The sequence below is a fragment of the Streptococcus vicugnae genome, assembly GCF_016461705.1.
Classification (GTDB): domain Bacteria; phylum Bacillota; class Bacilli; order Lactobacillales; family Streptococcaceae; genus Streptococcus; species Streptococcus vicugnae.
Map to the genome: position 1 here is coordinate 1 of NZ_JAEMHW010000001.1, position 12,534 is coordinate 12,534.

Sequence of the window (12,534 nt, forward strand, 5' to 3'; positions counted from 1 at the left end):
AATAGTAAAACGAACATATTCAACCTCAACTTATTATTTTAATTTACTCAATTATAACATATAACAAAAGACTAGCCTAAAAAGGTCAATTTTAGTGCTAGTCTTCTTTTAGTTTTGCTAACTCTTGATTCTACAATTAAGCCTTACTTTTGTGCTCGCTTGCTTTTGTGGCTTTCATCAAGAAGCCAGTAAAGACTTTATCATCTCATTTTGGTGACGCTCTGTTAGATCACCTTTTATTCGATTTTCTTCTAAAACTAGTTACAATTTTGTCACCGATTACCGCTCCAATAGGAATCAGAATAAATCCCCCCACAAGCTATCCGCAATAAAGGAAAAATCACCTGTTAAATGAACACCAATGGCAATTAACACAATTGGAAGAAACAAGAATGGGGCAAAATAAAGAGCTAATAAACCAATAACCAGAAGGAAAGCCATGCTTAATCCAATTGTCTTATAGAAGACATAAAAGGCTATCGCTACAATGAGCCACCAAAAGGTTTGAACGAGTTTTTTAATGAAACAAAAGTAATCATAGCTTTTATCCTTTCTCCTTAATCAAGAAGTTATTTTTTTAATTTACGTTGCATCTTCTCCCACTCTTTAATAATCAAGCTTTCCAGGTAATCAGAAGCCGATTTAGCGCCATGATACGCAACTAAATCTTCCAATTTCTCATAACGGACGTCCTCATGCAAGGCAAAGGGGTAACGTCCTTTTTTAGCATAACCTTTTGGCGCTGATTGAGCCGCCCCTTTGCGGGATCTAGCGACAGATCGCTCCTTTTTAGGCCCTTCCTCAAAAGCATCCCTCAGCTGAGCAAAACGATTTTCAGTCATTAATGATTATCTCCTTCTAAAACATCTAAGATATGCTGATAGACATATGTGATGTTGTCGTAAAAATTCTGGTGTTTTTCTTGTGCTTTTGGAGTCATCTGCTGCTACTGTTCAAAAACACTTTGGTCATAAACAAGACTCTTAGCCAATAGTTCTTTATAGAAGATCGTTCCAAGATAAGCAGGATCTTCTTCCATAACAGCTAAGAATTGTTAGCGGTATCAGAGACATGGTTGCCAAACAATTTGATGTTATTGCCAATGATGTAAGGTGTTGCTGTCACATAGTTTTTCGAGTAATAACATCAATCGCTTCACTTTTAATGTCATCTACCTTACGAAAGAGTTCCTCTTTTGTTGAGGCAGAGACATAGACCCGAACATACATGCCTAACATGGCAATGTTCTTCTTGCGAATATCACGGTCCAACTCCTGAAGGTCTTTGATTTCATCCAGCTCTTGTTGGTTATCTGTTACCTTACTATTTCCTGTGATACGAGTGGATTTTTCCTCAATAGACTCCTTAATCTCTTGTTTTAGTTCTTTATTACTCTCCCGATACCAAGCTAAAAAGGCTCGGGTCCCTGGAATGAGTAACAATTCTGACAGCACAAAACGGTCCAATTCTTCTGACGGGTACTCATAAAACAAGAGAGCCGTATGATAACCGTCTCCACTGCCCCAATAGCGATCATGTCTGAAATCAATATTGCCTTGGGGTTGAACACGACTTAAAAAAGCTAAATCGTATCCCGCTGCTTTTAGTTGACGTTGGCATTTTTGGGATAATGTTGACATCAAGTTCTCCTCTCTATACCTTTTCATTCATGTTGTTGTACTGTTTGATGATTTGTTCTTTTTTAGCAACACTAATGTCCTGTGGAACAAAGTCATTATTCCCATAAATTTTAGCTTTGCGAACCAGCTCATCCATTTCAAATGTGCTTGGGGCAAACAGCCATAAGATAAACTCGGTATTGTAAATTTCTTGTTGAATAGACTCTTCGACCTGCATATTGTTATGAAGCAATTGTTCTCGGTCCTCCAGTTGACCATAACGGCGAGACGTTGGAGAAAGTTTTGCTTTTTCTTGATGCACCAAGCTCAAATGATGCCGTAAGTCCGCAATCTGAGTGGTTGTATCTGTTGGTAAGGTCGTCACCTCAATTTGAACGTTGGTATTAAAATCGGTAATCCATTTCTCGAAGTTATCTAACGTACGGTTAACCTCGTTATAGGAGAGAGACCCCAGGTCTTTACCAGAAATCTCCATCAACTGCAGGTAGCCGTAATCAACCAATTCGATGTAAGCCTTATGATTATTGATGATATTTTTAACATCAAGTAATTCAACAGCAGAATGCAGGTCATAATAATCTTGTGTTTGGTGTTTGCTTGGTTGAAATCGTCCTAAAGGGCGCTTAACGTCTTCTGAAGAAGTTACTTGTCTAATCGCCACGGTTATTTCCCTCCCCTCTGATAGTTAATACTGGTATAGCGTTTCCGACGGCGTCTAAAGAAGAGCACCATGCTGTGCCAATTTTTCTTGCCACCATTGGTTGGTAAGACCAGATATAAACACATGAGTGGCGTCAGTAAAATAAAGGCAATCATTTGAGGCCACTGATTCGTAGGAAATAGTCGCATCCCAAAGGTTATAGCAGCAACCGCTGAACCTCCAATAAAGATAAAATCAACAATGAATAAGCCAATAATTTTAATTCGTGCCCGAATATCACGAGGCACGCCATATTTTTCGGTCATAGAATGTCTCCTTTACTAGTTGATAAGTTTATCGTAAGGAATAATCAAAAATCGTGCTCTATAGGGACAACTCAATTCCTTATTCAAAAAGTTATATAATTTTTGAGTTAAGATTACTTTAAGATTTCTTTAATTCATGGTATAATACAAAAAATTTAGAAGGGAGACTTATGAAAAGTAAACATTACCAAGCTTTAGGAATTGCCTTATTCAGCAGTTTAGTGTTACTGACACCACAAGTAAAGGGTGTCGCAGCAACAGCTTCTACAGAGGCTGTTGTAGCTTCATAATCATCAACGTCAACTGAAGTCACAACAAACTACACTGATGATAGTCAACTAAACCAAGCTATCTCTGAAGCAACAACTGAGGGAATAACTGCTGTTGAAACCGAAACGGAGACCTTTGAGAATACACAAGAAGCTCAGGCTAACTATGCTGAGCAAACAGAAATGGTTAAAGAGGTCACAAAGGATTATCAAGAGGCTAAAGCCACTTATCAAAAGGCTGAGCAAGATTATCAAAACTACCAAAAGCAAGAGCAGGTTTATCAAAATGAACTAGTTAAGTATCAGGAGTATGAAAAGAAGGTCCAACAATATAACGTTGATCAAAAAACGTATAATCTAGCTAAGGCTCGCTATGATGAAGACTATAATACCGCTTTAGGAAATACTAATAAAACGGGGTACCTTCCTGAAGTTTTGGCTCAAAACCTCATTTTTCGTTCCGAGCCAAATGCTACTCAAACCTTTACAGGTAACATTGCCAACTACAACGGTTACGCCAGCACAAGCGTCAACGACCACAGATAGCCCAGTGGCAAAAACTCAAAAGAAATCCCAAACTTCTCAGAAAAAAGACTGGTTTGGAGAAAATACGGGGATTATAGATACCGCTAAAAATAGTCCACAACAGACAGATTTAATAAGTTTTATCCAGGACATTGGACAAAAAGCTAAGAAAAAATATGGCAATGATTACAATAAAATCAATAGGGATATTGCTTTAACATTAGCATCTCCTTCATATGGAGATGACACTCTTCAAAACTTTTTCAGTACATTTAAAGATTCAATGTTCGCTGTCCCAGACAATATAAAAACTACAATCCGTGACAACCACTCTGATGGAAAAATTGATTTTGCCCATATCATGACGACGCTTGCTTCTTTGGAAGACCAGAAAGTCTCTGATAACTTAATAAAGCATATAGCTTCTCGATCTTTTTTCTTAGATTTTTTACAATATAGTCAACCAGTAAGCAAATTCATCAATAATTATTATCAACGAAACATTATTCTTGAGCAGAATTCGTTACTCGGAGATATATTAACGACCATGCCAGAGTCTGATATTTATACCGATATGGATGCGATTATCCTCGCTAGACATCCTAAGTATAAAAATTTACCGTTAGACGAACGCATCCTTGCTTATTATAATCAAGAAAACCTAGATGACAAGCGGAAAGATCTCTTTTTAGAAGTCTATGGAATGAATCAAGGTAAAGATAAAAATAAAGGTGAAGCCCAACTAGCATCCTTTATGGAAATTGTTGCTAGTTTCCTAACAGTTGGTGGTATCGGTGCTTTAGTTTATTCTGTGGGTAAAAAGAAACATCAAAATATTGGTAACAATATTCAACAATTGGATACTGTACTCTATGACGGTAATCTTGATAAGTTCCGTAAACACCCACTCAAAACAGCGAGCGCTGCCATTGCTAAAACTGTTGAGAAAAAGGTGGTTAAACCAATTGCCAAGACCGTTCAAAAAATCAATAACAAAGTCATTAAGCCTGTCGTACAGACTGTTAAGAAAACAACCGCTAAGGTCGTTAAGGCAACTAAGACTTTTGTGACTAAAACAGTCCCTAAAGCAGTGAAAAAAGTCGTTCAAAAAGTAACCACTACTGCTAAAAAGGCTGTTGAGATGGTGAAGAAAGTAACTCCTCAACCTGTCAAGAAAGTGGTCAAAAAAATAAGCCAACCTGTTAAAAAAGTCGTGAAGAAAGCTGCGCCTAAGAAGAAAGCTGCACCTAAAAAGAAAGCTACGCCTAAGAAAAAGAAAAGGAGATGAGTGACATGTCAAAAAAATGGTTTGCCATTCCAGTAATCTTACTAGCTCTATGGGGCTGTTACACTGTCAGTTTTAACCTTGTTAGACACTCAGGATACTACGCACAGCACCTTCCACATAAGAAAGGGACGAATCCAGAATTGATTTTTACCCTTAAGCATCTCTATTATCTTGAAAAGCCTGATCATTCAAACTTAAGGTATGACTATGATGGTAGTAATACAATTATAGTAAATGAGGAATATTTTATTGATAACCATCAGGATCCTAAAATTCTTTTATCGAGAGCTAATTCCAACTCTACTTCTACTTCTTACCAATTTGATAATAAGGGACAGTTTATAACTAAAAGAATCATTAATCGAACTACCAGTAAATCTCAACATAGTGAATCATCTGAAAGCAAAGAAGAAGCCATGGCCTATGTCGAACGTGCCATAAGACCAATTCTTGATGTACAACCTAAACCAAAACATAATCTTCAGTGGTTGTTTAATCTGATTTATCAAAGGAAATTTCAATAAACGAGAGTAATAAGAAATGAAACGTAAAAAAACACTTAGACAAATACTTCTTACACTATTAATAGTCTTTGTCCTATCGCTATATGGATTTATTTATGTTAGTCAGAATCTAGCAACTTATTGCATATACTATGTTAAACACATGCCTCAAATTCATGATAAGGACACTAACCCTGAGATGGTGGTTATCCTAGACAATTTAGATTATTGGGGAGAATCCACTATTCAAGGATTGAGATACGATACGGATGGTCATAACTCAATCATCAAAGACAGTTCCTATATATTAAGGCAAAGTTACGGTGATGATAAAATGGGATATGAAGTAGGTTTTTTGCAGGGATACAATAGTGAATATTATAGAGCCTATCAATTTGATAAAAGTGGTAAATTTTATAGTTACTATTATCAAAAAGCTGATATATGGAAAGATGTTTATGATAAAAGTGATATAAGAAAACAAGAGGCACAAAGATATGTTGATGAGGTTATCAATCCCATTGTCGAAAAAATGGAGGTAAAACCTAAAGTCAACTTGCAATGGTTATTTAACAAAAAATATCAAGAAAGATTCTCAGATGAATAACAAACTCATGGTAAAAGTTTGGATTACCATATTAGCTACTGCTATCATCCTTTTAGGAGTTGGAGCTATTTATATCCACGATAATCTATCCACTTACTTCATCTATTATGCTAAACATATTCCCCACGCAGAAGGGACTAATCCCGAGATGGTCTTTATTCTGGAACATTTAGACTCAATGGGAGAATCAACTATTGAAGGATTAAGATATGATACAGACGGAAATAATTCAATTATAAAGGAAAACATACTACTGCTAACTCAGGCTCCAGATAGTATTTATATTCAATATGCGGTTATTCCTAAAGATGCCAGTAGACAAGGGAAGGAAAACTATCGAACATATTACTTTGGACCCAATGGTAGGTTTTATAGTTACTATTATCAAAAAGCTGATACTGGGAAAGATGTTTATGATAAAAGTAATATAAGAAAACAAGAGGCACAAGGATATGTTGATGAGGTTATTAATCCTATTGTAGACAAAATGGAAGTAAAACCTAAAGTCAACTTGCAATGGTTATTTAACAAAAAATATCAAGAAAGATTCTCAGATGAATAACAAACTCATGGTAAAAGTTGGGATTGCCATATTAGCTACTGCTATCATCCTTTTAGGAGTTGGAGCTATTTATATCCACGATAATCTATCCACTTACTTCATCTATTATGCTAAGCATATCCCCCATGCAGAAGGGACTAATCCCGAGATGGTCTTTATTCTGGATCATTTAGACGATATGGGAGAATCCTCTATTAAAGGATTGAGGTATGATACTGATGGATATAATGCTATCATTAAAGATGATTCATTTTCTGTAAGGCAGGGGGCCTTTATCACCTCCGCTAAATATGAAGTCTCAATCTACAAAGGTACAGATGAAGAGATGTACCGCCTATATTTTTTTGATAAAAGTGGTAAATTTTATAGTTACTATTATCAAAAGGCTGATGTATGGAAAGATGTTTATGATAAAAGTGATATAAGAAAACAAGAGGCACAAGGATATGTTGATGAGGTTATTAATCCTATTGTAGACAAAATGGAAGTAAAACCTAAAGTCAACTTGCAATGGTTATTTAACAAAAAATATCAAGAAAGATTCTCAGATGAATAACAAACTCATGGTAAAAGTTTGGATTGCCATATTAGCTACTGCTATCATCCTTTTAGGAGTTGGAGCTATTTATATCCACGATAATCTATCCACTTACTCCATCTATTATGCTAGACATATTCCTCATGCAGAAGGGACTAATCCCGAGATGGTCTTTATTCTGGATCATTTAGACTCAATGGGAGAATCAACTATTGAAGGATTAAGATATGATACGGATGGTTATAATGCTATCATAAAAGACGGAAATTTCAGTTTAAGAAATAAGTCTTTTGATAATTCGGCTCAGTATGAACTTTCTTTTCATGAAGATTACCACACCTATCTTTTTGATAGAAGTGGAAAGTTTCTTTCTTACTGGCACTTAGATGAAGATGATGAAGGGGTATACGAGAAAAGTGAAGTAAGAAAAAGTGAAGCACAAGGATATATTGATGAGGTCACTAATCCTATTGTAGAAAAACTGGAGATAAAACCTAAAGTTAACCTACAATGGTTATTTAACAAAAAATACCAAGAAAGATTCTCAGATGAATAACAGAACCATGGTAAAAACAGGGATTGCTATATTAGCTATCGCTATCATCTTTTTAGTAAGTGGATTCGTTTATATCCAGCATAATTTATCAACTTACTGTATTTATTACGCTAAGCATATTCCTCATACAGAAGGGACTAATCCCGAGATGGTCTTTATCCTGGATCATTTAGATGACATGGAAGAATCAACTATTGAAGGATTAAGATATGATACGGATGGAAATAATTCAATCATAAATGAAAAAAATTCACTAATATTGATTCAATCATCAAGTAGTGAATCTGTGCAGTATGAAGCCCATGCCGAAGGTACATATGAAGAATATTATCGAACTTATCAATTTGATAAAAGTGGTAAATTTTATAGTTACTATTATCAAAAGGCTGATGTATGGAAAGATGTTTATGATAAAAGTGATACAAGAAAACAAGAGGCGCAAGGATATGTTGATGAGGTTATTAATCCTATTGTAGACAAAATGGAGATAAAACCGAAAGTCAACTTACAGTGGTGGTTCAACAAAAAATATCAAGAAAGATTTACATTAAATAATTAGTTCATCATATAATAAAACTATTTTTCTTTTAAGAGATATGATAGAATAAACTAAGCGATAAACTTTAACACAAAACTAGCAACCTCATCTGAGATTGCTAGTTTTTTCTATATTCTAAAACGGTTCATCCACATCGACTGGAACAGCTTGAAACGGTTGAGATTGTTGTTGCTCCAGTTGCGCAAAGACGGTTTGTTGACTTTGGCGTCGTTTTTCAGCTACCGTTTTGTTTTCTAAAAAAGTAATACCAGCAATTTGGGCTGGAGCAAGATACTGATGAGTTCTGCGCTGACCATTTTTATCAGTATAAACACGTTGAATAATCTCTCCTTTAATCAAAATAGGTGAAACTTTTGACAAGGTTTGTGCCATCATCTCAGCTTGTTTTCCATAGATTTGAACTGGAAAGAAAGTTGGAATTGGTCTTTGTTGATCATCTAATAAACTAGAGTCACAAACAAAATCAAATTTGAAACTGATATGCCCATTTGCGGTTCTTCCAACCGCATCATCTGGAATATTGGCCACACGAGCATTTGCAATAAATTTTTGCATAAAAGCAACTCCTTTCTTTATAAAAAATCGCTTCACCTGCCTCTAGCAACAAGTCATCAGGGAGAGTAAATCATTTGTTTGTACGGTTAGAAAGATGACTTGCTGATAGAAACAGGCAAAGCCTGTTTTAATAAAGTATTATTTAAATATCTGTGATTTTGACAAATGGATTTCCTAACCCACGAGTATCCACACTTTGCGTACTTTGTTCATTCCAAAGTGAGACAATTGGATACCAACCGTTATTGGCTGAATTGTATGGGTTGTAAACATAAGTATTTCCATTTGAATAGCCTTTAAGAACAATCTCATGGCTTGTTCCCCATCCCCACGGAGAGAATTTGTCTTGTTGAACGGCAGCTACCACATGATACCCTTCTTTAAGAGCACTTGTTAAGGCAGCTGAGGAATTAAGAACAGTCGGTGTCAAGCCCCATTGACGAGAGGCAACCAAGATACCATCTTTTAGGAAGTGATGTCCCAGGTAAATAATAGCCATCACTTAAATCTAACTTTAAATAAAACTCAGTTTCCACCGTCTGAATATAGTCGCTTCGATTCCAATGATTCCTCAAAGTTTGATAGGCAATCGACACTCTTTTTTCAATATCACGAAAACTAAATCCCAATTTTAAATAATTCGCTACAATCTCATCTATGTGTTCTTTAGAGATTTTAGTCTTTGGTCGTCTGAAATATCTATCTTTTCTATTGTCTTCTTGCAAACTAAGTTGATATTGAATATAGAGTTTTCTCATCTCTTCAATTTTTAATTGCCATTTTTTAGAATACGGCTGATCTGAGTATTTATTTCTTAACTGATGCACAGACTCTTTGAACTTCATCTGAACGACGTCAAACTCCCCAAGATCGGTAAAGGGATCAATAAAGCCAAGCGACTCGCTGTTGAGTAATTCTTCATATAAATGATTCTTTTTCATTAGTTTCACTCTCCTATAGATCAAGTTGAATTTTCAGCAAATATTGATTCAAATAAATTCAACTGAACCACGACATTTGAATCATGTGTGTCAGGAAAATCAGACTTTTGAAATTGCACTATTTCATCATGAATTTGATCATGGTCAATCACTTCAAAAATTTCTAACGTTTCAATATCCATGACAATTTCTAAACCATTCATGTAAAAAATTCTCCTTTCGTAAAAAATTTAAGAGAACAAAAAAAGAGAACAGATTTCTCCGTTCTCTATATTTTTATTATAAATTATTTTTGATTCTAAAAACTCTTACTCTTACCACTTACCTTTGAACTTTGAAACAATACTGACAATTCTTTTCATCAATCAAAAAAGCATACTTTTAATAAGATTATCAACTGTCATAGATGGTCAAATCATATTCTGAAATAAGCTGATTTAATTTGCTACCATAGGACGTATCTGTGGCATAAGCTCCAGTTAATGCTGCTGTAGCATCTTGATAAGAAGCGGTTTGTGATTTGTGCACTCCAGCGTACAAATCTTTTTGAAGAAAAAGCGCATAATCTTGCAACGATTCTTCCAAACTGCCATACGAGCGAAACTGCGCATCAATCCTATAATCATTCCCACTGCCATCATCTTCCCAGGTTTGCATTGTCACTGTTTGCCCATTATAATCACCTTTGATTCCAAAGAAATTATAATAAGGTGGCTGACTCAGTCCTGACTGACCGCTATTTGATTCCAAAATAGCTTGCGCAATCATAACTGAAGCATAAAGATCATTTTGAGCAGCTATTTGACGAGCTGATTCACCGATTGTTTGAATAAATGATATAGTCGTCATGTCTTGTGATGATTGACTCGTATCAGCAGAAGCTGGCTGAGCTTCATCTTGTGAATGATAGGCATAAAGAAGCAAGGTCGAACAAGCTAAAAATGCTAGAAAACTCATACCATACAAAACTGAACTGGGTAGACTTTTCCGACGTCGTTTTCCACTAACTTTTCTTCTCTTCCTTTTTCTTACACTTGCCAAATACAATACAGTCCTTTCAAAAAGTCACCTCTCAGTATAACAAATTTTCACCAAAAAAGAGACTCTTAGCCATCAAAGATTCCAACTCATAAAAAGGACCTGAGACAAGTATGCCCCAGGCTAATGTTATTAATCTAAAACCTTGATAATATTTTTGACGATATTGTCAACAGTGATACCATTTTCAGCTAAAAGTTCTTGAGCATTGTAGCGATCGTGGAAGGCTTTTTCAACACCATAGTTTTGAACTTTAAGGTCAGCATCACCAAGATAGCTTGCGACCATTTGACCGTAACCACCTTCAAGGACACCATCTTCCAAAGTTACAACAACTTGGTGGTCAGATTCCAAACTATCAAGTAATTCTTCATCTAGTCCAGTGATAAATTTTGGATTAACAATTGTTGCTGTAATGCCATGTTTGGCAGCCAACTCTTTAGCTACTTCCTCTGCTAAAGCATAGAAATTACCAAGTCCAAAAATCGCAACTTTGTTACCATTTTGAGTCACTTGGTTTTTATTAAGAATTGAATAATCTGTTGTGTCCACAAGACCAGTTTCACGAAGTGGACCAACTGGGATGCGGATAGCTACCGGATGTTCATTTTGCTCAACAGCCCAATCAAGCATAGCTAAATGTTCTTCTTTGCTAGTTGGCGCAAGATAAACCACATTTGGAATATGTGCTAAAAATGGAATATCAAAGAAACCCAGATGACTTTCGTCATTCATCGCACTAACTGACGCTGAGTAAACCAAGGTTGTCACCGGAAGATTATTCAAAGCGATGTCATGTGACCACTGGTCATAAGTGCGTTGCATAAATGGTGCTGCTACGTACCAGATTGGTTTTGCACCGTTTTTTGCCAACCCAGCTGCCATAGTTGCTGCTTCTTCCTCAGCAATTCCGACATCAACAAATTGTTTTCCAGCTTGTTTACGTTGGTCTTGATTCAACATAAACATTGGTGTGCCAGCATTGACAGCAACTACTGTTGAATCATTTTTAATCTTATCTAAAACAAAGCTAGTTGTGATGCTATTATATGTTTCAGAAGTATTTGAAGCTCGAAGATATTCTCCTGTTTCAGGATTATATGGTCCACCCGCATGGAAAGCTTCGCGATTTTCTTCCATGAATGACACACCATGACCTTTTTGTGTATGAATATGTAGCAAAACAGGGTGATTAGCATCTTTAACTTCTTCAAATAAAGCAATTAATTGGTCGAGATCATTTCCCGCATCAAGATAATAGTAATCAAAACCAAGAGCTTTGAAAAGATTATTGTCAGCTTGACCCTTGCTTTCACGTAAATCACGAAGAGCTGTGTAAATACCACCAGTTGGATTAACGGCGATTGATTGCTCATTATCATTAACGATGACAATGGTATTTGTCCCTTCTGTTGCGATTTGGTTTAACCCTTCGTATGCCATACCACCTGAAAGAGAACCATCGCCAATGACAGCCACAACATTGTAGACTTCATCTTTCAAATCACGCGCTTTAGCCACACCAGAAGCAAGTGACAATGACGTAGAAGTATGCCCAATGGTGAAAAGATCGTGTTCACTTTCTTTAGGATTTGTATAACCTGACACATCATCATAGTGTGCTGAATCAAGAAAAGCTTGCGCACGCCCAGTTAACATTTTATGAACGTATGATTGGTGTGACACGTCAAAAATGAATTTATCTACTGGTGAATTAAAGACATAGTGCATAGCAACTGTCATTTCAACCATGCCAAAGTTTGGTCCATTGTGTCCGCCATGCTGACTTGTTTTTTCAAGAAGCGCTTGTCGTGCTTCATCAACAACACGGTGCAAATCTTTACGAGATAATTGTTTTAAATCTTGTGGTAATGAAATTGTTTCAAGTACCATAAATTCTCCTTTTATTCAAAAATCATCATTGAAAGATTTCTTAAAAGGAAACTTTCAAGAAATCCTCCACCTTTTTCAAGTATTCTTATCATAC

18 protein-coding genes and 3 pseudogenes are annotated in these 12,534 nt (G+C 36.0%); 8 read left to right on the forward strand and 13 right to left on the reverse strand.

Annotated features, from left to right (window positions below; all coding sequences use genetic code 11):
* Nucleotides 1–297 precede the first annotated feature (297 nt).
* The 7 genes and pseudogenes from JG537_RS00005 to JG537_RS09775 all read right to left on the reverse strand — a co-directional run bounded on the left by JG537_RS00005 (nt 298) and on the right by JG537_RS09775 (nt 2,919).
* Nucleotides 298–522, reverse strand: a complete 225-nt coding sequence (locus tag JG537_RS00005) for a hypothetical protein (RefSeq protein ID WP_132869777.1) — start codon at nt 520–522, stop codon at nt 298–300.
* A gap of 47 nt (nt 523–569) precedes the next feature.
* Nucleotides 570–842, reverse strand: coding sequence for a hypothetical protein (locus JG537_RS00010; RefSeq protein ID WP_132869778.1), 273 nt, complete (start codon nt 840–842; stop codon nt 570–572).
* Nucleotides 842–1,175: pseudogene (locus tag JG537_RS09650) on the reverse strand (ParA family protein); the annotation flags it as partial. The gene JG537_RS00010 and the pseudogene JG537_RS09650, both read right to left, overlap by 1 nt.
* A pseudogene (locus JG537_RS00015) lies at nt 1,155–1,640 on the reverse strand (virulence factor); the annotation flags it as partial. The pseudogenes JG537_RS00015 and JG537_RS09650, both read right to left, overlap by 21 nt.
* 13 nt (nt 1,641–1,653) lie before the next feature.
* Nucleotides 1,654–2,301 (reverse strand): hypothetical protein, encoded by a 648-nt coding sequence (locus JG537_RS00020; protein WP_132869779.1) that lies wholly within the window; start codon nt 2,299–2,301, stop codon nt 1,654–1,656.
* 2 nt (nt 2,302–2,303) lie between these two features.
* Nucleotides 2,304–2,606, reverse strand: coding sequence for a DUF5592 family protein (locus JG537_RS00025; RefSeq protein ID WP_132869780.1), 303 nt, complete (start codon nt 2,604–2,606; stop codon nt 2,304–2,306).
* Nucleotides 2,607–2,790: 184 nt separating this feature from the next.
* Nucleotides 2,791–2,919, reverse strand: coding sequence for a hypothetical protein (locus JG537_RS09775; protein ID WP_277997075.1), 129 nt, complete (start codon nt 2,917–2,919; stop codon nt 2,791–2,793).
* Nucleotides 2,920–3,058: 139 nt separating this feature from the next.
* On the opposite strand from JG537_RS09775, the gene JG537_RS09655 reads away from it, so the two are divergent.
* From JG537_RS09655 to JG537_RS00060, 8 genes are all read left to right on the forward strand, one after another.
* The gene (locus JG537_RS09655; protein WP_246454246.1) at nt 3,059–3,421 is read left to right on the forward strand and encodes a hypothetical protein; all 363 of its coding nucleotides are present in this window, start codon (nt 3,059–3,061) and stop codon (nt 3,419–3,421) included.
* Complete coding sequence (locus JG537_RS00030) at nt 3,372–4,688, forward strand: hypothetical protein (RefSeq protein ID WP_246454247.1); 1,317 nt, start codon at nt 3,372–3,374, stop codon at nt 4,686–4,688. The genes JG537_RS09655 and JG537_RS00030 overlap by 50 nt, the downstream gene beginning before the upstream one ends.
* A 5-nt stretch (nt 4,689–4,693) precedes the next feature.
* Complete coding sequence (locus tag JG537_RS00035; RefSeq protein ID WP_199542283.1) at nt 4,694–5,212, forward strand: hypothetical protein; 519 nt, start codon at nt 4,694–4,696, stop codon at nt 5,210–5,212.
* 142 nt (nt 5,213–5,354) lie between these two features.
* Nucleotides 5,355–5,798, forward strand: coding sequence for a hypothetical protein (locus JG537_RS00040; RefSeq protein ID WP_246454248.1), 444 nt, complete (start codon nt 5,355–5,357; stop codon nt 5,796–5,798).
* The gene (locus JG537_RS00045; protein ID WP_199542285.1) at nt 5,791–6,360 is read left to right on the forward strand and encodes a hypothetical protein; all 570 of its coding nucleotides are present in this window, start codon (nt 5,791–5,793) and stop codon (nt 6,358–6,360) included. The genes JG537_RS00040 and JG537_RS00045 overlap by 8 nt, the downstream gene beginning before the upstream one ends.
* Complete coding sequence (locus tag JG537_RS00050; protein WP_199542286.1) at nt 6,353–6,916, forward strand: hypothetical protein; 564 nt, start codon at nt 6,353–6,355, stop codon at nt 6,914–6,916. The genes JG537_RS00045 and JG537_RS00050 overlap by 8 nt, the downstream gene beginning before the upstream one ends.
* Nucleotides 6,909–7,454: a hypothetical protein gene (locus JG537_RS00055; protein WP_199542287.1), complete on the forward strand. Its 546-nt coding sequence runs from the start codon at nt 6,909–6,911 to the stop codon at nt 7,452–7,454. Before JG537_RS00050 ends, JG537_RS00055 begins: the two co-directional genes overlap by 8 nt.
* The gene (locus JG537_RS00060) at nt 7,447–8,013 is read left to right on the forward strand and encodes a hypothetical protein (protein WP_199542288.1); all 567 of its coding nucleotides are present in this window, start codon (nt 7,447–7,449) and stop codon (nt 8,011–8,013) included. The genes JG537_RS00055 and JG537_RS00060 overlap by 8 nt, the downstream gene beginning before the upstream one ends.
* Nucleotides 8,014–8,127: 114 nt before the next feature.
* On the opposite strand, the gene JG537_RS00065 is transcribed toward JG537_RS00060, so the two are convergent.
* The 6 genes and pseudogenes from JG537_RS00065 to JG537_RS00090 all read right to left on the reverse strand — a co-directional run bounded on the left by JG537_RS00065 (nt 8,128) and on the right by JG537_RS00090 (nt 12,440).
* Nucleotides 8,128–8,568 (reverse strand): single-stranded DNA-binding protein, encoded by a 441-nt coding sequence (locus tag JG537_RS00065; RefSeq protein ID WP_132870011.1) that lies wholly within the window; start codon nt 8,566–8,568, stop codon nt 8,128–8,130.
* 142 nt (nt 8,569–8,710) lie between these two features.
* Nucleotides 8,711–9,031 (reverse strand): annotated as a pseudogene (locus tag JG537_RS00070) (cysteine peptidase family C39 domain-containing protein); the annotation flags it as partial.
* Nucleotides 8,979–9,509 (reverse strand): modification methylase Sau96I, encoded by a 531-nt coding sequence (locus JG537_RS00075; RefSeq protein ID WP_199542289.1) that lies wholly within the window; start codon nt 9,507–9,509, stop codon nt 8,979–8,981. The gene JG537_RS00075 and the pseudogene JG537_RS00070, both read right to left, overlap by 53 nt.
* 20 nt (nt 9,510–9,529) lie before the next feature.
* On the reverse strand, nt 9,530–9,712 hold the full coding sequence (locus JG537_RS00080) for a hypothetical protein (RefSeq protein WP_099421067.1): 183 nt from the start codon (nt 9,710–9,712) through the stop codon (nt 9,530–9,532).
* Between the two features lie 190 nt (nt 9,713–9,902).
* The gene (locus JG537_RS00085) at nt 9,903–10,556 is read right to left on the reverse strand and encodes a glucosaminidase domain-containing protein (protein WP_199542291.1); all 654 of its coding nucleotides are present in this window, start codon (nt 10,554–10,556) and stop codon (nt 9,903–9,905) included.
* Nucleotides 10,557–10,679: 123 nt separating this feature from the next.
* Nucleotides 10,680–12,440, reverse strand: a complete 1,761-nt coding sequence (locus tag JG537_RS00090) for a 1-deoxy-D-xylulose-5-phosphate synthase (RefSeq protein WP_199542293.1) — start codon at nt 12,438–12,440, stop codon at nt 10,680–10,682.
* Nucleotides 12,441–12,534 lie beyond the last annotated feature (94 nt).

Bases quoted from the DNA above. Each gene is read 5' to 3' on its own strand.
- JG537_RS00075 (WP_199542289.1), bottom strand. From the start codon at position 9,509: ATGAAAAAGAATCATTTATATGAAGAATTACTCAACAGCGAGTCGCTT.
- JG537_RS00060 (WP_199542288.1), top strand. From the start codon at position 7,447: ATGAATAACAGAACCATGGTAAAAACAGGGATTGCTATATTAGCTATC.
- JG537_RS00025 (WP_132869780.1), bottom strand. From the start codon at position 2,606: ATGACCGAAAAATATGGCGTGCCTCGTGATATTCGGGCACGAATTAAA.
- JG537_RS00080 (WP_099421067.1), bottom strand. From the start codon at position 9,712: ATGAATGGTTTAGAAATTGTCATGGATATTGAAACGTTAGAAATTTTT.
- JG537_RS00090 (WP_199542293.1), bottom strand. From the start codon at position 12,440: ATGGTACTTGAAACAATTTCATTACCACAAGATTTAAAACAATTATCT.
- JG537_RS00040 (WP_246454248.1), top strand. From the start codon at position 5,355: ATGCCTCAAATTCATGATAAGGACACTAACCCTGAGATGGTGGTTATC.
- JG537_RS00045 (WP_199542285.1), top strand. From the start codon at position 5,791: ATGAATAACAAACTCATGGTAAAAGTTTGGATTACCATATTAGCTACT.
- JG537_RS00050 (WP_199542286.1), top strand. From the start codon at position 6,353: ATGAATAACAAACTCATGGTAAAAGTTGGGATTGCCATATTAGCTACT.
- JG537_RS00065 (WP_132870011.1), bottom strand. From the start codon at position 8,568: ATGCAAAAATTTATTGCAAATGCTCGTGTGGCCAATATTCCAGATGAT.
- JG537_RS00035 (WP_199542283.1), top strand. From the start codon at position 4,694: ATGTCAAAAAAATGGTTTGCCATTCCAGTAATCTTACTAGCTCTATGG.
- JG537_RS00010 (WP_132869778.1), bottom strand. From the start codon at position 842: ATGACTGAAAATCGTTTTGCTCAGCTGAGGGATGCTTTTGAGGAAGGG.
- JG537_RS00055 (WP_199542287.1), top strand. From the start codon at position 6,909: ATGAATAACAAACTCATGGTAAAAGTTTGGATTGCCATATTAGCTACT.
- JG537_RS09655 (WP_246454246.1), top strand. From the start codon at position 3,059: ATGGTTAAAGAGGTCACAAAGGATTATCAAGAGGCTAAAGCCACTTAT.